Genomic DNA, 15,822 nt, shown 5'->3' on the forward strand with positions numbered 1-15,822 from the left:
GCCCAGCGGCCCCATGAGCTGGTCGCTGACCTCCACCGCCCAGGAGTGGGCCGACGGCACCGCCAACCACGGCGTGCAGATCTCCAGCCAGGAATGGCTGAACTTCGGCCAGAACTCCTGGATGGAGTTCACCTCCTCGGAGGGCTCGGGCGCCGAACCCCGCCTCACGGTGACCTTCGTCGACGTGCTCCCCACCCCCGCCGGGGACTGGCGCTACGAGGAGCTGGCCGGCACCCGCTACGAGTACGAGCGCGTGGTGACCGGCGACGGCCCGCACGACTACGACCCGGCCCGGGTGCAGCAGGTCCGGGAGGTCTCCCGGGAGAAGGTCTCCGACGGCTTCCGCTACGCGGAGTCCAAGACCACCTACAACTCCGACGGCCTGCCCATCAAGATCAACGACTACGGGCAGCGGGGCGACGCCGGCGACAACACCTGCACCTCCACCTCCTACGCCCGCAACACGGGCAAGTGGATGCTCAGCTACTCCACCGGCGGCCAGCGCCGCGCCGGTGACGACTGCGGCAGCGGCACCCTGCTGGAGAAGACCGTCGTGATGTACGACGGCGCCACCTCTCCGACGGCGGGGACCGTGACGGCCGGCAATCCGACGGAGAGCCGCGTCCACAGCAGCGCCGACGAGTATCTGACGACCAAGACGACCTACGACGGCTACGGCCGCCCGGTCTCGAACACCGACCCGGCGGGCAAGGTCTCCACCACCGCCTACAGCCCCGCCGTGGGCTGGCCGACCGGCGGAGTGAAGGTCACCAACCCGCTCGGGCACGCGGTCACCGCCTGGACCTCCCACCTGCACGGCCAGGTCGTCGGCATCCGCGACGCCGACGGGAACGACGTCAACATCGACTACGACCAGCTCGGCCGCACCCTCCAGCTCTGGACGCCCGAGGAACCGAGAAGCGCCACGGGCACCCCGGCGGCGAAGGTCACCTACACCATCCCCTACGACGGCGGCGTGCAGCAGCCCACCGCCGCGGCCAGGACCTCCGTCAGCCGCCTGCGCTCCGGCACCGGGGAGTCAGCGGTGTGGCTGACCGACCACACCTACGTCGACGGCTGGGGCCGGCCCCGCGAGCGCCAGGCGGCGTCCCCGGCGGGTGGCCGGATGGTCACCGTGACCGGCTACGACGGCCGCGGCCTGGAATCGGCGGCCACCGCGGTGCTGCACAACGGCGGCGCCCCCGGCTCCGGGCTGCTCAACCCGGCGCTCACCGACGCCCCCCAGTGGTCGATGCCGGTCTACGACACCCTCGGGCGCCCGGTGGCCGCGGTGGACTACAGCGGCGCCACGGAGCTGCGCCGTACCGTCATCAAGCACTTCGGGGACCGCACCGAGGTGCAGCCCCCGACCGGTGGCAGGACGGTCACCCACACCGACATCGCCGACCGGGTCACCAAGGTCGAGGAGTGGGCCGACGGGTCGACCCACCACGACACGTCCTACGCCTTCGACCTCGGCGGCAGGCTGACCAAGGTCGTCGACGCCAACGGCAACACCCGGACCTTCGGCTACGACCTGCTCGGCCGCCGCGTCACCTCCCACGACCCCGACTCCGGTGACAGCGAGAGCGGCTACGACGCGGCGGGCCGGCTGGCGTGGACCAAGGACGGCAAGGGCCAGAAGGTCTCCTACGACTACGACGACCTAGGCCGCCCGACCGTCCAGTGGGCGGGGGAGCCGGGGAGCGGCACCAAGCTCACCGAGCGGGTCTACGACACCCTCGCCAAGGGGCAGCTCACCTCCGCCACCCGCTACGTGAACGGCGACGCCTACACCGACACGGTCACCGGGTACGACAGGCTCGGCCGGCCGACCGGTTCGACGCTCTCCATCCCCGCCTCCGAGGGCGCGCTGGCCGGGGAGTACACCTTCACCGCGGGCTACAACGCCCTGGGCATCGCCTCGGAGATCGGCATGCCCGCCGCCGGCGGCCTGCCCGCGGAGAAGGTCACCTCCACGTTCAGCGACCTCGGCTTCGCCAAGGGGCTGACCTCCGACCTCGGCGGCGGCTTCACCTACGTCAAGGACACGGCCTACTCGGCGACCGGCCGGATGACCGAGCGCCTCTACGGCGAGAACGGACAGGTCAGGAGGACCCTGTCCTGGGACGAGCGGACCGGCTGGCTCTCCCGGATCACCACCACCGCCAAGGCGGACACCTCCGCTCCGCGACTCGCCCAGGACGACCACTACACCTACGACCTGTCCGGTGAGATCACCCGCATCCTGGACGCCGCCTCAGCCGTCCCCGGCGTCACCGACGGCCAGTCCGAGTGCTTCACCTACGACGGACTGCACCGCCTCTCGGCCGCCTGGACCACCACCGGCCCCGCCTGCGGGCAGGGCACGGCCGACGGCAAGGGCGTCGACCCCTACAGCCAGTCCTACACCTACGACGCGGTCGGCAACCTGGCCACGCTGACCGACGGCGGCCAGACCTCCACCTACCGCTACCCGGAGGCGGGCGCCTCGGTGGTCCGGCCGAACGCGGTCACCGCCATCGAACGCCCCGGCGGCACCGACACCTACACCTACGACGACGCCGGGCAGATGACCGGGCGCACCGTCGGCGGCAGGACGGGCACCTTCACCTGGAACGAACTCGGCCAGCTCGACAAGGCCACCATCGACGGCCAGGACACCTCGATGGTCTACGACGCCGACGGCGAGCGCCTGATCCGCCGCGCCCCCGGCGGCAGGACCATCCTCTACCTCGGCCCGATGGAGCTGGAGCTGTCGGCCGGGCAGGTCAAGGGCACCCGCTACTACACCACCGCCGACGGCTCCACGGTCGCCATGCGCACCGGTGACCGGGGCGTCACCTGGATGGCCTCGGGCCTGCACGGCTCGGTGCAGCTGGGCATCGACGACGCCACCGGGAACGTCAGCCGGGAGCGCTATCTGCCCTTCGGCGCCCGCCGGGGCGGCGACGACCTGCCCTTCACCGACCGGGGCTTCCTCGGCAAGACCGAGGACGACTCCACCGGCCTGACGTATCTGTCGGCCCGCTACTACGACCCCGCGATCGCCAGGTTCATCTCCACCGACCCGCTGCTGGTGCTCGACGAGCCGCAGTGGGCCAACCCCTACAGCTACGCCGGCAACAACCCCGTCGGCCTGTCCGACCCCACCGGCCTCTCACCCGCCATGAAGGAGGGCGGCGGCGGCCACCCCTGCGGCGGTAGCAAGACCACGAAGAAGTGCCTGGAGTGGAAGAAGAAGGCCGCGGCCAACCTGGTGGCGGGCTCGCAGGCCGACGCTGACCGGTTCCTCGAGGCGCTCCTGTCGGCGGGCAAGGAACTCGTCAAGATCATCGCTGACGAGCTCGGCATCACCGCCGGCCTGGAGTGCTTCACCAAGGGCAACGCCGGCGCCTGCGGAGAGACGGCCCTCAACCTGCTGACCTCCGCCATCGGCGGGCTCGTCGGGAAACTGGTCGCCAAGTACGGCGCACCGTGGAAGTGGGCCACGCTGGCGAAGAAGGCCGAGGAGATATGGGACATCGGAGCCAGGGCTCTGGCGGCCCTCGAAGGCTGGTTCAAGGCGAAGGCCCGCCTGACCACCGCGAAGAAAGCCCTGGCCAAAGCCAACAGAGAGCTGGAAGCCGCTGAGAAGCGGAAGAAGTCCGGGAAGAAGGACGGCTGCAACAGCTTCGTCCCAGGCACTCTGGTCCTGATGGCCGACGGCTCCCGCAAACCGATCGAGCAGGTCGAGGTCGGCGATCTGGTCCTGGCCACCGATCCCGAGACCGGCAGGACCGAGGCCAAGCCCGTCATCGCGCTCATCACCGGCCAGGGCGAGAAGGACCTCGTCCAGCTCACCGTCGACACCGACGGCGACCGCGGCGACGCCACCGGCGTCGTCATCGCCACCGACGAGCATCCCTTCTGGGTCCCCGACCTCCGCGTCTGGAAGAACGCCGGGGACCTCCGTCCCGGAGCATGGCTCCAGACCGGTGCCGGCACCCACGTCCAGGTCACCGCCGTCGCGGCCTGGACCGCCACCGGCCAGCGCGTCCACAACCTGACGATCGACGACGTCCACACCTACCATGTAGGCGTCGGGGCCGCCGATGTCCTTGTCCATAATGATTTCTGTAAGTCTCGGGCTGCGATCAAAGAAGGACAGAGAAGGCTCCCGAAAACGATTGACGAAATTGACTATGACCACATCAGGTCGGGTCACGTAAAGGGTGGATCCAGGGTTAATTCCGGCAAGGACCTGTGGCCTGATGATGTTACGAACGAGGAGATCGCCTCGGTGATTCGCCAAGGGTTGAACAGTAACCCAACGGTCGTCGGATACGATGCGAACACCGGTGTTGTGAAGGTTCATGTCAGGGTCAATGGAAGGAAATATGAACTCCTTGTTAATGCAAATACCCATACCGTCAGATCCGCATATCCTAAAGGGTGACTGAATTGACTTCTGATGACTTTCGGATAAAAATAGATTGCACGGATATGGAGGTCCTTTCTGGTGCCGATGCTCCGATCGTCTGCCGTATCTGGATGGAATTCTCTGGAGCGGAATTCCCTGAGGCGGGGTGGTGGGACTTCCCTGGTTCGGTTCTGGGTTCCATGACTACGGCGCTCAAGGAGATTTCGACAGGAGAACCGGAGGCGGAAGCCTTCTTCTTTGATGGTCCTTATCGCCTGGAGATGCGCGTTCTGGGGGCCTTCTCCGAGGGGCGGGGGCCCACTGGGGCGAAAAACAGGGAGGTTCGGCTTCTGATGGTCTGTGACAGGCCGGATCCTCCTGAGGCGGAGGCCGTAGTCGACGTGCCGATCTCGGTCTTGGCCCGGTCCGTGGAGGCCGCGTTGCTGCAGTTGATGGCGGAGGCCCGACGCCGAGGGCTGACGGGGGCGGGTGTCGAGGTGCTCGGGGACATCATGTCCGCTTTGCAGCGGATTGAGTGAGTGCAGGGTGCCGAGTGAGGCCGTGAGCCTTCCCGGCCCTTCTTCCTTCTCGCCGTGATGACACGATCGCAAGGACGGCTATAACAGCTTCGTCCCAGGCACTCTGGTCCTGATGGCCGACGGCTCCCGCAAACCGATCGAGCAGGTCGAGGTCGGCGATCTGGTCCTGGCCACCGATCCCGAGACCGGCAAGACCGAGGCCAAGCCCGTCATCGCGGCTCTTCGAAGTTAAGCGGGGTTGAGGCATCCGCGACTCTTCCGAGTGGTGGCGCAGCGGGTGCGTAACCGCTGGTTCTCGGGATTGCGGAAGCCGTACGCGTCCCGCCCGACCGTTTTGATCACCCGGTTGGTGCCCTCGGAGCCCGCGTTGGTGATCCCGGTGCGGATGAACGCGCAGATCTCCGGCCACCAGGTCTGCACCGTTGTAGCCAGCCGTTCCAGCTCGGGCAGACCCGAGGCGGCGCACCGGTCGTAGAAGCGGAACAGCCGCTCGGCGATGACATGCCGATCCGGATGCGTGCGCGCCAGTGCCAGCACGTCCAGCAGGTCCTCCTTGGCGTTCCACGCCGCCAGGATCGGTGCCCCGATCCGCGCCGGAAGCCCCAGCAGGTCATCGACCATCGGGTCCAGGTGCTCGCCGTGCATCCAGGCGGCCGAGCGCGTCAGCCGGTTACGCAGCTCCCACTCCCGGTTGCCTTTGCGGCCCCGCCGACCGCGGACCTGCACCGTCACCCGGCGGCGCACTTCGGTGACGGTGGCGTTGGCCAGCTGCACCAGATGGAAGTGGTCAACGACGAGCGTCGCGTGTGGCAGCGCGGCCCGCACCGCCGCTTTGAAGATCGTGCACATGTCGATCGCGACGTAGGCCACCTGCTCTTTCCAGGCCGTGCCGCGCGCCTCCAGCCAGTCGATCACCGTCCGGGCGGTGCGGCCCTCCACCTGTCCCAGCAGGCCCTGGCCCGCCGACAGGTCGACGAACCCGACGTGCCAGCGGTCGGCCGCGGTCGTCCACGCTTGGGCGGTCGCGTTCCAGGTCCAGCGGGGGCGGCCCCGGCGGACCTCGTCGATGCCCAGCACCGTCACCGGCTCTGGTTCGGTCGGCAGCACGCGCAGCGCGTGCGCGGTGAACGCCGCCGCCACCACCGGCCACGACAGGGCATGATCGCGGGCGGACTGCACGATCGTGCGCCCGCCGTCGGCGACCGCCGCCCCACTGGCCCGGCGCAGCCGCGCCGTCAGCCGGGAGCGGGCCGGGATCTGCGGCACCTGCTCGGTGAAGGTGCCGCGTGCGCACGCGGTCTCGTCGCAGTACCAGCGGCGTTTGCGCCAGCGCAGCTCGCAGACGCGTCCGGCGACCGGCAGGTCCCGGGGGCGGGTGGTCACCCACTCCTTCATCCGATGCGCCCGCATCCCGCACTCCGGGCAGAGGCGGGCGCGCTCATCGGTGGTGGCCAGGTGCACGATCGGTCCCTGGCCTGCGCTTTCATGAACCTTTTTCATCCTCGGGCGACCTCGTAGTTCTGCAGGACGGCGATGGCCTTGCACAGGTGCCCGGCCTTGCCGGGGCTGCAGCGGAGCCGCCGGAGGATGCGCCAGCTCTTGAGCTGGGCGTTGGCGCGCTCGCCGGGGCCGCGTAGCCGGGCGTGGTAGCGGTTGGCCTGCTTCTGCGCGACGGGCTTGTTCCGGCCCTTGTACGGCGTGACGACCGGCCCTTCGGCGCCCTGGTAGCCCTTGTCGGCGAGGGTGACGATGCGGGCCCGCTCCAGCGCGCGCAGGATGTCCCAGATGCGGGCGGCGGTCAGATCATGCGTCTTGCCCGGCAGGGCGCCGGAAGTCCAGATGATCGTCCCGTCCGGGGAGGCGATGACCTGGATGTTCATCCCGTGGACGCGGTGCTTGGCCGAGTAGTACGGCCGGTCGGCCCGTACGCGGTCGGTGCGGACGAGCATGCCGTCCAGGACCAGGTAGTGCAGTCCGTCCTTCCTGGCCTTGCGCAGGGCGTGGTCGAGTTTCGGGGAGCGGGCCGACAGCAGGCGCACGGTCTCCTCGACGTAGCGCCAGGCGGTGGCCGCCGAGACGCCGAAGCCGGCGGCGATCTCGGCGAACGTCTCGCCTTTTCGCAGGTAGACCAGCACGAGCAGGGCCTGTTGGCCGGGGTTGAGGCGCCGCCAGGGGGTGCCGATCGTCTTGCGGTGCCGCCGGATGATGCCGGCTGTGTAGGTCAGCGTTGGACGCGACAAATCGACCGCGGCGCGGTAGAACAGCATCTGAAGCTCCTGGTTGTGACGGTGATGGTTGTGGTGATCAACCCGTCTACCAGGAGCTTCTCTACGTCGTTAGGCGAACGCCGTACCCGCGATCATGCTGTGACCAGCCGGCGGTCCACCGGGGATGAAAAAGCCTCACTCATCTGCTGAAGGTTTATGGCCCTCTGTAGGGTGGACGTGGATTCCGGATGGACACCGATGGGTGAGCTCTACTGTGAGCCGCCGCATCTGACGGTTGCGATGTACGGGCGTGGTCCCGAGGCCGTCACCTTCGCGGCGCTGTGCTCGATCATGCCGGAAGTCGGCTGCTCTCCGGTCGGCGCCCTCGAGGTGGCGCCGATCGGTCTCCCGTTCGACCTGCTGGCCGACCTCGGGGCGTCGAGGCGGGTGGTCAAGGCGTCCGGCGACGGGCTCAGGGCTCTTCTGGCCGGGGAGGACGCGGATCTGCGGGTGGTGAAGGCGGCCTTCTCGCACAGGACCTTCGGTCTGGTCGTCGTCGAGTACATCCTCAAGTACGGGCCGGACCGGCATCCGGTCGGGGTGACGACGAGCGCCGGTGCGCTGGGGATGCCGGATTTCACGTGGTCGAAGTCCGACCGGAGGAAAGGCCGGTCGCTGGCCGCCTGGAGCGCCGAAGTCCTGCGGGCCGCCGTGCAGAGATGCAAGCCGCTGTACGGGGCCATCGGGGTGGAGTTCTCTCTTCCGACGCCGCGGCGGCTCGTGGTGGACCATGAGCTTCTGCCGACGGAGGTGTACCTCTCCAGGAGGCTGCTGGACGGAGGCGCCCAATCTGGTGCCGCGTTCCGGAGGTTGTTCCCGCGGGCTTCGCACTGGGACGACGGCACGTTCTTCGCCGCGTGGGGCCCGTACGTCGGCCGGGGGAGCGGGTTCGCTTCGACCGCTTCCATCGCCTCCGCCGCACAGCCGATGATCGCTGCCATGGTGCGGCGATCCGGGAGATGACCTCCGCGCCGTGACGGCACGGCCGCCTGAAGGGCCGAGCCTTGCCGGCGCGAGGTGCCTGACCAGGGTCTCGGGGTATGCCGTCCATGGGCCGCACGATGGTCGCCGGGAGGTGTCCCGAGTGCGGGCTCGCGGGTTTTCCGCTGGCAGCAGGCCTGCGGTCGCCGTTCCAGGGGGTCCTGGCGAGCGCGTGACGATCACCTAATAAGGTCTAGACCAAAGCTGTGAAGTCCGACAATCGGGAAGATACGTAATGCTCCACGAGAAGCTGTCGTCGATCTACGACAACGTCCTTCGCCGCAACCCCGGCGAGACGGAGTTCCACCAGGCCGTCCGTGAGGTGCTGGAGAGCATCGGGCCGGTCCTCGGCAAGCACCCCGAGTACGCCGAGTCCAAGATCATTGAGCGGATCTGCGAGCCCGAGCGGCAGATCATCTTCCGGGTGCCGTGGGAGGACGACCGCGGCGAGGTGCAGATCAACCGGGGCTTCCGGGTCGAGTTCAACAGCGCGCTCGGGCCCTACAAGGGCGGTCTGCGCTTCCACCCCTCGGTCTACCTCGGCATCGTCAAGTTCCTCGGCTTCGAGCAGATCTTCAAGAACAGCCTGACCGGCCTGCCGATCGGCGGCGGCAAGGGCGGATCGGACTTCGACCCCAAGGGCCGCTCCGAGCGCGAGATCATGCGCTTCTGCCAGAGCTTCATGACCGAGCTCTACCGCCACATCGGCGAGTACACCGACGTCCCGGCCGGTGACATCGGTGTCGGCGGGCGCGAGATCGGCTACCTGTTCGGCCAGTACAAGCGGATCACCAACCGCTACGAGTCCGGCGTCATCACCGGCAAGGGCATCGGCTACGGCGGCGCCCAGGTGCGCACCGAGGCCACCGGGTACGGCTGCACCTTCTTCGTCGACGAGATGCTCAAGGCCCGCGGCACCTCCTTCGACGGCAAGCGCGTGGTGGTCTCCGGCTCCGGCAACGTCGCCATCTACACGATCGAGAAGGTCCAGCAGCTCGGCGGCACGGTCGTCGCCTGCTCCGACTCCTCCGGCTACGTCGTCGACCCCAAGGGCATCGACCTCGACCTGCTCAAGCAGATCAAGGAGGTCGAGCGCCTGCGCGTGGACGTCTACGCCAAGCGCCGCGGCGGCGAGTCCTCCTTCGTGGCCGGGCGGAGCATCTGGGAGGTGCCGTGCGAGGTGGCGATGCCGTCCGCCACCCAGAACGAGCTCACCGGCCGCGACGCCGAGACGCTGGTCCGCAACGGCTGCATCGCGGTCGGCGAGGGCGCCAACATGCCGACCATGCCGGAGGGCATCAAGGTCTTCCGCGAGGCGGGCGTGGCCTTCGGCGTGGGCAAGGCCGCCAACGCGGGCGGCGTGGCCACCAGCGCGCTGGAGATGCAGCAGAACGCCAGCCGCGACTCGTGGACCTTCGAGCGCTCCGAGCGCCGCCTCCAGGAGATCATGCAGGACATCCACGCCCGCTGCCTGGCCGCCGCCGACGAGTACGGCATGCCCGGCGACTACGTGGCCGGCGCCAACATCGACGGCTTCAAGCGCGTCGCCGACGCGATGCTCGCCCTCGGCCTGATCTGACGCCGAGGACGCGGGTGGACGTCTCCCCGCGCGGTCCGGTCCTCATCACGGATGACGACGATGTCCTCCGACCGGATCCGCCGGCCCCGAGCCGGGGGATGCCCGCCTGAGCGCGCCCGAAGTGGCGCGCACCCCGCAGGCGCCTGCCCGAGGGCACGGCGCGTGCCCATCCAGAGCCCCAGGGACAACGGAGTCCCTGGCGGACGCCCTTCCGCTCCCGGCGGGCGGCGGCCCTTCAGTCCCGGTTGTACAGCCACATCGTGAGGGTGCCGAAGACCGCGGTGATCAGGGCGCCGCTGAGCAGGACCCACACCGTCTCGCCGGAGGACCAGTCCCCGGCCATCAGGCCGCGGATCGCCGCGATCAGGTGGGTGACGGGATTGATCTCCACGACGACCCGCAGCCAGCCCGGCATGGTCGCCGGGTCCACGAAGGCGTTGCTGAGGAAGGTGAGCGGGAAGAGCAGCATGCTGACGCTGGTGACCGAGGCGGGGCTGCGGAGCAGCAGGCCGAACATGGTCCAGATCCACGAGAAGGCGAACGCGAACGCCACGAGCAGGGCGACGCCCGCCAGGACGCCGGGGACGCCGCCTTCCGGGCGGAAGCCCAGGACCAGGCCGACGGCCAGGATGGCGGCCGAGGCCATGGCGTAGCGGACCAGGTCGCCGAGGATCATGCCGACCAGTGCGGCGGGACGCCAGACCGGCAGGGTGCGGAAGCGGTCGAAGACGCCGCGCTCGATGTCCGCGTTGAGCGCCGTACCGGTCCCCGCGCTGGTCAGCAGCACGCTCATCGCCATCATGCCGGGCAGGACGTACTGGATGTACCGCTCCGCGGACCCGGAGATCGCGCCGCCGAACAGGTAGGTGTACATCAGCGTCATCATGATCGGGAAAGCGGTGGCGTCGATGAGCTGCTCGGGGATGTGCCTGATCCTCAGCACGGCCCGCCACCCGTGGGCGAGCGAGGCGGCCACCGGGCCGGGGGGAAGGGGCCGTTCGCCGGGCGGGAGCAGCGCGGCCGGTCCGGTGGCCGGGGGCACGCCGCTCCCGGGGAGGGTTCTGTCGGACGAGGTGGTGGTCATGGCGGGGCCTCCTGTCAGCGGGCCGGAGCGTGTTCGGTGAGGGCGAGGAAGACCTCGTCCAGGGTGGGGCGGCCGAGCGAGAAGTCGTCGACGGCGATGCCGGACGAGGCGAGCAGGGCCAGCGCCCGTGCGGCCTCCTCCGCGCCCCGGTGACCGCCGGCGGGATCGGACGGAGAGGAGGGCACGGTCGCGGTCAGCACGAGCGGGTCGGGGTCCGGCCGCGCGGCGGCGCCCGGGGCCTCGGTGAGGACGCGCTCGGCGGCGGGGCGCTGCGTCCCGTCGCGCAGCCGTACCCGGACCGCGCTCGCGCCGACCGAGGACCTCAGCTCGCCCGGGGGGCCTTCCGCGATGACCCTGCCGTGGTCGATGACGGCGACCCTGCCGGCGAGCCGGTCGGCCTCCTCCAGATACTGCGTGGTCAGCAGCACGGTGGTGCCCCGGCCGGCGACGGAGCGGACGATCTCCCACACCTGGTTGCGGCTGCGGGGGTCCAGGCCGGTGGTCGGCTCGTCGAGGAAGAGCAGGTCGGGGGTGGTCAGCAGGCTCGCCGCGATGTCGAGCCTGCGGCGCATGCCGCCGGAGTAGCCCTTGACCTGGCGGCCGGCGGCGTCGGCGAGGTCGAACGCCTCCAGCAGTTCGGCGGCCCGCCGCCGCGCGGCGGCCCCGCGGTGGCCGAGCAGGCGGCCCCACAGGACCAGGTTCTCCGCGCCGGTCAGCGTCTCGTCGACCGAGGCGTACTGGCCGGTCAGGCTGATCCGGCGGCGTATCTCGCCGGGCTCGCGCAGCAGGTCCCGGCCCAGGACGCGGGCCCGGCCGCCGTCGGGGCGCAGCAGGGTGGCGAGCATCCTCACCATGGTGGTCTTGCCCGCCCCGTTGGGGCCGAGCAGGCCGTACACGGTGCCCGCGGGGACGGTGAGGTCGATGCCGTCGACGGCGCGGGTGCCGCCGAAGGACCTGGTCAGTCCGGAGGTCTCGACCGCCGGTGCGGCCGTGGTGGATGGCATGGTGTGCCTCCGTGATGGGGAGTGACGAGCGAGGGGAGTGGCCGTACCGGGTCAGGGCCGGTCCGGCCGATGTCCGTGCAGGGGGTGCCTGCGCCGGGGTGGTGGTCAGGCCGCGGCGGGGCGCGGGCCGCGGGCGCCGTCGAGGAACAGGGCGGTCAGGGCCGCGGCGGCCTCGTGGCGGTCGTCGCCCGCCATGTCGATGGCGCGGGCCAGGTGCAGGAAGGCGTTGCAGAGCAGGGCGGGATCGGCGGGGGAGAGCTCGCCGTCGTCGACGGCGCGGCGGAAGCGCTCCTGGACGGGGCTGAGGATCCTCTCGACGTAGACGGAGCTGAGCTCGTCCCGGATGTCGGTGTCCACGTGCGGGAGCGCGTCGAAGATGCGCTGGTCGAAGGAGGTCGCCGAGCCGGTCGGGTCGGCACAGGCCTCGATGACGGCCGTGAGCTGGTCGGCCAGCCCGCCGGGTACGGCCAGCGCCCGGGCCAGGAGTTCGCCGCGCTCGGTGATGGAGTCCAGGGCGACGGCGTTGTAGAGCGTCTCCTTGCCCCCGGGGAAATGGTGGTAGAGCGTCGGCTTCTTGACCCCGGCCTCCTGTGCCACCGCCTGGAGCGAGGTGCCCTGGTAGCCGTGGACGGCGAAATGCGCGGCGAAGACGCTCAGGACGCGGGAGCGGGTGTCGCCGTCGGTGCGGGTGGCGTGCATGGCGGGTCCTTTCGGGTGGGAGGGTGCCTTGCCCCCTCACTCTACCGACCGGTCGGTAGAGAGCAAAACCGCGCGGTCCGACCGCCGATCACCCTGTTCGGTCACGGGCTCCGCCGGCACCGGCAGGAGGCGGGGCTCTCCCGGGCGAAGCCCTCAGTCCTCGACGGGACGTCCGGGCCGGATGCCTTGCGCCCTCAGCGGGCCACGGCCCGGCGGAGGCCGGTGAGCGACGCGGCCAGCAGCCGGGCGCGCCCGGTGGACCCGGCGTAGTCGGCCAGCACCGCGCAGAGGAAGACCGCCAGCACCCGTGCCGCCAGCTCGCGCTCCGGGCCGAGCGGGCGCCCGTAGGCCGCCAGCAGCGCCGTACGGGCCCGTCCGTCGAAACCGGCGTAGGCGAGCGAGAGATCGACGGCCGGATCGGCCAGGCAGAGGTCACCCCAGTCGATGACGCCCGTAGCCTCCCCGTCCGGGCCGACCAGCAGATGCCGCAGGTGCAGGTCGCCGTGGCAGACCACTGCGGGTCCCGGCGGCGGCCCCGCCTGCTCCCCCTCGGCGAGCAGCCGCTCGACGGCCGGATCCGGTGTCCACCCGCCCCGCTCCGCGAGCCGGGCCAGCCGCTCGCGGGCCATCGGCGCCCGCACCCGGGGATCGGCCCGGCGCATCGGATCGACGGGCAGGACGCAGCCGGGCCTGCCGGCCAGTTCGCGGGCCAGGTCCGGGTCGTGCAGGGCGCGCAGGAACGCGCCGATCCCGGTGGCGGCCCGCACCCGGGCGGCCCCGTCCAGCTCCGCCTCGGCCAGCTCCTCGCCGGCGATCAGCTCCGCCCCCCAGAACGGCCACGGGTACGCGCCGGACGGGCGGCCGACCCGGTCCGGCACCGGCAGTGCCAGCGGCAGCCTCGGCGCGAGCACGGGCAGCACCGCGATCTCCCGCTCCACCCCGGGCAGCGCGACGGCCCGGCGGGGGAAGCGGAACACCCAGCGCTCCCCGACGAGGTGGACGGTGTTGTCCCACCCGGTGGCCAGCGACCGGACCGGCGCGCCCCGCAGGTCCGGGAACCGTGTGCCCACCAGCTCCGCCGCCTCGGCCTCCAGGACCTCGTGCTCGGCCTCCCACTCGGGCGCCCTGGGCCGGCCGGGCACGCCTCCCGGGCCGCCGGGAGCGCTCCCCGGATCGTCGCTCGTCACGGCCGTCACCCTACCGGCCCGTGATCATCCAAGGGCCAGATGATCTTTCGCCGACGCCGACGCCGACGCCGACGCCGACGCCGACGCCGACGCCGACGCCCCGGCCGGCCTGCCCGCCCGTGCCGGCCTGCCCGCCCGTGCCTGCCACCGCCGGTGGCCGGGAGGGCAACGGCTGCGGCAGGGCCGGTCGGGCTCCGAGTTCGTCCTCCGGTCCGCGGTGGTGCGCCTGTCCGCCTGGTCCGGCCGGTCGGCGGAGGCGTACGAGCCGGAGGGCGTCCCACCGCCTCAGCCGCGGGTCAGCACGACCTTGAGGGCGCCGGTGCTCATCGGGTCGGAGAACACGTCGTAGGCCCGCATGAAGTCGTCGAACGCGAACCGGTGGGTGATCATCCTGCTGACGTCGAGCTGCCCGGCGTTCAGCATCGTGAGCAGGTCCGGGGTGGAGTAGGTGTCGACCAGGCCGGTGGTGATCGTGACGTTCTTGATCCACAGGTCTTCCAGGTGCAGCGTGACCGGCTTGCCGTGCACGCCGAGGTTGGCGACGTGGCCGCCGGGGCGCACCAGGGTGGTGCACAGCTCGAAGGTGGCCGGCACGCCGACGGCCTCCATCACCACGTCCGCGCCCAGCCCGTCGGTCACCGACCGCACCACCTCCAGCGGATCGCCGTCCGGGGTGAGGGTGATGTCGGCGCCGAACTGCTTGGCGGCCTCCAGCCGGCTCTCCGCCTTGTCGATCGCGATGATGCGGGAGGGGGAGAACAGCCGGGCCGTGAGGATCGCGGCCAGGCCGATCGGGCCCGCGCCGACGATGACCACGGTGTCGCCCGGGCGGACCCGTCCGTTGAGCACCCCGACCTCGTAGGAGGTGGGCAGGATGTCGGCGAGCATGACGGCCGCCTCGTCGCTCGTCTGGGGGGAGAGCTTGTAGGTGGACAGGTCGGCGAACGGGAGCCGGGCGTACTGGGCCTGGACGCCGTCGACGAGGTGCCCGAGGATCCATCCGCCGCCGTTGAGGCACTGCCCGTAGCCGCCGCCGCGGCAGTAGCGGCACGTCCCGCAGGCGGAGACGCACGAGGCGAGCACGCGGTCGCCCTGCCGCAGGCCGCTGACGCCGCTGCCCACGTCGACCACGGTCCCGACCGCCTCGTGCCCCAGGACGCGGCCGGGCTGTACGGCGGGCACGTCGCCGCCGAGGATGTGCAGATCGGTGCCGCAAATCGTCACCGTGTCGACCTGGATGATCGCGTCACCGGGATCGACGATCACCGGATCGGGCACCTCGGTCCAAGACCTCTCACCCGGGCCGCCGTAGACGAGAGCCTTCATCGCTCGTCCCTTCTCCGTAGCGGGTGGGACGGAGTGCTTCCCCGTCCCGTACTTCCACCCTTCGTGCCGGCACGGTCCCATGCCAGAGACCTTCGGCCCGGGGTGGGGGGCTTTCGGTGCGAATCCGGCGTGCGGTCTCGGGAACCGGGCATGCGGCCTCCGGTTCTCCAGGGGCGCGGTGCGGTCCGTGGCGGATGCCGCCGGACGGAGCGGGGACCCGCGCCGGACGGCCAGGCCGTCCGGCGCGGTGCGGTGCGGCGGGCGGGGTGCCGTTCAGAGCACCTCGGCGAACTCCCGGGGCAGCTGGGCCATCACGTCGTCCAGCTCTCCGGGGGTGACCGCGAGGCGGAGCGCGGAGAAGACGGCGGAGACGTCCTCCCGGACCTCGGAGACGTCCGCGCCGGAGCGCTCGCTGACCCGGCGCACGAACTCGTCGAGGCCGAAGTCGTCGGGTGTCTCCCGGTCGGAGAGCAGCAGGTCCTGCATGGACTCGGGCAGCTGGGCGGCGAGGTCGTCGGCCTCCTCGGGGGTCAGGCGCTCCGACAGCGTCTCCAGCGTGGCCTGGGTGAGGATCTCGGCCTGGTCGCGGGAGAGCCCCGACTCGTTGCATACGACTTTGATGAATTCGCCCTCGTTCATGGCGTTTCCTCCCCTCCTGTTCGGTTGGGAGGCGTGCCCGGCCGCCACAGTGCCAAACGGGGCTTGAACGAATCCTGGCGCGGCACCCGTCCCGCGCCCCGGCCTGGGCGCGGTC

12 protein-coding genes are annotated in these 15,822 nt (G+C 70.8%); 4 read left to right on the forward strand and 8 right to left on the reverse strand.

Going from position 1 to position 15,822, the window contains the following annotated elements:
- Positions 1–13 precede the first annotated feature (13 nt).
- Both ACFOWE_RS15220 and ACFOWE_RS15225 read left to right on the forward strand, forming a co-directional pair.
- Positions 14–4,438, forward strand: a complete 4,425-nt coding sequence (locus tag ACFOWE_RS15220; protein ID WP_377288124.1) for an RHS repeat-associated core domain-containing protein — start codon at positions 14–16, stop codon at positions 4,436–4,438.
- Positions 4,435–4,941 carry a hypothetical protein gene (locus ACFOWE_RS15225; RefSeq protein WP_377288126.1) on the forward strand — a complete coding sequence of 169 codons (507 nt, stop codon included), beginning with the start codon at positions 4,435–4,437 and terminating at the stop codon, positions 4,939–4,941. Before ACFOWE_RS15220 ends, ACFOWE_RS15225 begins: the two co-directional genes overlap by 4 nt.
- A 228-nt stretch (positions 4,942–5,169) precedes the next feature.
- On the opposite strand, the gene ACFOWE_RS15230 is transcribed toward ACFOWE_RS15225, so the two are convergent.
- Entirely contained in the window at positions 5,170–6,402 is a 1,233-nt protein-coding gene (locus ACFOWE_RS15230; RefSeq protein ID WP_377288128.1) for an ISL3 family transposase, read from the reverse strand.
- 35 nt (positions 6,403–6,437) lie between these two features.
- Positions 6,438–7,208 carry a transposase family protein gene (locus ACFOWE_RS15235; protein ID WP_377288130.1) on the reverse strand — a complete coding sequence of 257 codons (771 nt, stop codon included), beginning with the start codon at positions 7,206–7,208 and terminating at the stop codon, positions 6,438–6,440.
- Positions 7,209–7,406: 198 nt separating this feature from the next.
- Here ACFOWE_RS15235 and ACFOWE_RS15240 point away from each other — a divergent pair, with 198 nt between their 5' ends.
- Together ACFOWE_RS15240 and gdhA are read left to right on the forward strand one after the other, a co-directional pair.
- Entirely contained in the window at positions 7,407–8,171 is a 765-nt protein-coding gene (locus tag ACFOWE_RS15240) for a hypothetical protein (protein ID WP_377288131.1), read from the forward strand.
- A 253-nt stretch (positions 8,172–8,424) separates the two neighbouring features.
- Complete coding sequence (gene gdhA, locus ACFOWE_RS15245; protein WP_377288133.1) at positions 8,425–9,768, forward strand: NADP-specific glutamate dehydrogenase; 1,344 nt, start codon at positions 8,425–8,427, stop codon at positions 9,766–9,768.
- A 235-nt stretch (positions 9,769–10,003) separates the two neighbouring features.
- On the opposite strand, the gene ACFOWE_RS15250 is transcribed toward gdhA, so the two are convergent.
- The 6 genes from ACFOWE_RS15250 to ACFOWE_RS15275 all read right to left on the reverse strand — a co-directional run bounded on the left by ACFOWE_RS15250 (position 10,004) and on the right by ACFOWE_RS15275 (position 15,707).
- Positions 10,004–10,852 (reverse strand): ABC transporter permease, encoded by an 849-nt coding sequence (locus ACFOWE_RS15250; RefSeq protein WP_377288135.1) that lies wholly within the window; start codon positions 10,850–10,852, stop codon positions 10,004–10,006.
- A gap of 14 nt (positions 10,853–10,866) precedes the next feature.
- The gene (locus ACFOWE_RS15255; protein WP_377288137.1) at positions 10,867–11,856 is read right to left on the reverse strand and encodes an ATP-binding cassette domain-containing protein; all 990 of its coding nucleotides are present in this window, start codon (positions 11,854–11,856) and stop codon (positions 10,867–10,869) included.
- Between the two features lie 105 nt (positions 11,857–11,961).
- On the reverse strand, positions 11,962–12,555 hold the full coding sequence (locus tag ACFOWE_RS15260; protein WP_377288139.1) for a TetR/AcrR family transcriptional regulator: 594 nt from the start codon (positions 12,553–12,555) through the stop codon (positions 11,962–11,964).
- 194 nt (positions 12,556–12,749) lie between these two features.
- Positions 12,750–13,742 carry a phosphotransferase gene (locus ACFOWE_RS15265; protein WP_377288141.1) on the reverse strand — a complete coding sequence of 331 codons (993 nt, stop codon included), beginning with the start codon at positions 13,740–13,742 and terminating at the stop codon, positions 12,750–12,752.
- A gap of 285 nt (positions 13,743–14,027) precedes the next feature.
- A complete protein-coding gene (locus tag ACFOWE_RS15270) occupies positions 14,028–15,068 on the reverse strand; it encodes a zinc-dependent alcohol dehydrogenase family protein (protein WP_377288143.1) in 1,041 nt (346 codons plus the stop codon).
- A gap of 273 nt (positions 15,069–15,341) precedes the next feature.
- Positions 15,342–15,707, reverse strand: coding sequence for a DUF2267 domain-containing protein (locus ACFOWE_RS15275; protein ID WP_377288145.1), 366 nt, complete (start codon positions 15,705–15,707; stop codon positions 15,342–15,344).
- Between the last annotated feature and the right edge of the window lie 115 nt (positions 15,708–15,822).

It is taken from the genome of Planomonospora corallina, from assembly GCF_042650625.1.
Taxonomy (GTDB): Bacteria; Actinomycetota; Actinomycetes; order Streptosporangiales; family Streptosporangiaceae; genus Planomonospora_B; species Planomonospora_B corallina.

Bases quoted from the DNA above. Each gene is read 5' to 3' on its own strand.
- ACFOWE_RS15270 (WP_377288143.1), bottom strand. From the start codon at position 15,068: ATGAAGGCTCTCGTCTACGGCGGCCCGGGTGAGAGGTCTTGGACCGAG.
- ACFOWE_RS15220 (WP_377288124.1), top strand. From the start codon at position 14: ATGAGCTGGTCGCTGACCTCCACCGCCCAGGAGTGGGCCGACGGCACC.
- ACFOWE_RS15240 (WP_377288131.1), top strand. From the start codon at position 7,407: ATGGGTGAGCTCTACTGTGAGCCGCCGCATCTGACGGTTGCGATGTAC.
- gdhA (WP_377288133.1), top strand. From the start codon at position 8,425: ATGCTCCACGAGAAGCTGTCGTCGATCTACGACAACGTCCTTCGCCGC.
- ACFOWE_RS15255 (WP_377288137.1), bottom strand. From the start codon at position 11,856: ATGCCATCCACCACGGCCGCACCGGCGGTCGAGACCTCCGGACTGACC.
- ACFOWE_RS15260 (WP_377288139.1), bottom strand. From the start codon at position 12,555: ATGCACGCCACCCGCACCGACGGCGACACCCGCTCCCGCGTCCTGAGC.
- ACFOWE_RS15250 (WP_377288135.1), bottom strand. From the start codon at position 10,852: ATGACCACCACCTCGTCCGACAGAACCCTCCCCGGGAGCGGCGTGCCC.
- ACFOWE_RS15275 (WP_377288145.1), bottom strand. From the start codon at position 15,707: ATGAACGAGGGCGAATTCATCAAAGTCGTATGCAACGAGTCGGGGCTC.
- ACFOWE_RS15235 (WP_377288130.1), bottom strand. From the start codon at position 7,208: ATGCTGTTCTACCGCGCCGCGGTCGATTTGTCGCGTCCAACGCTGACC.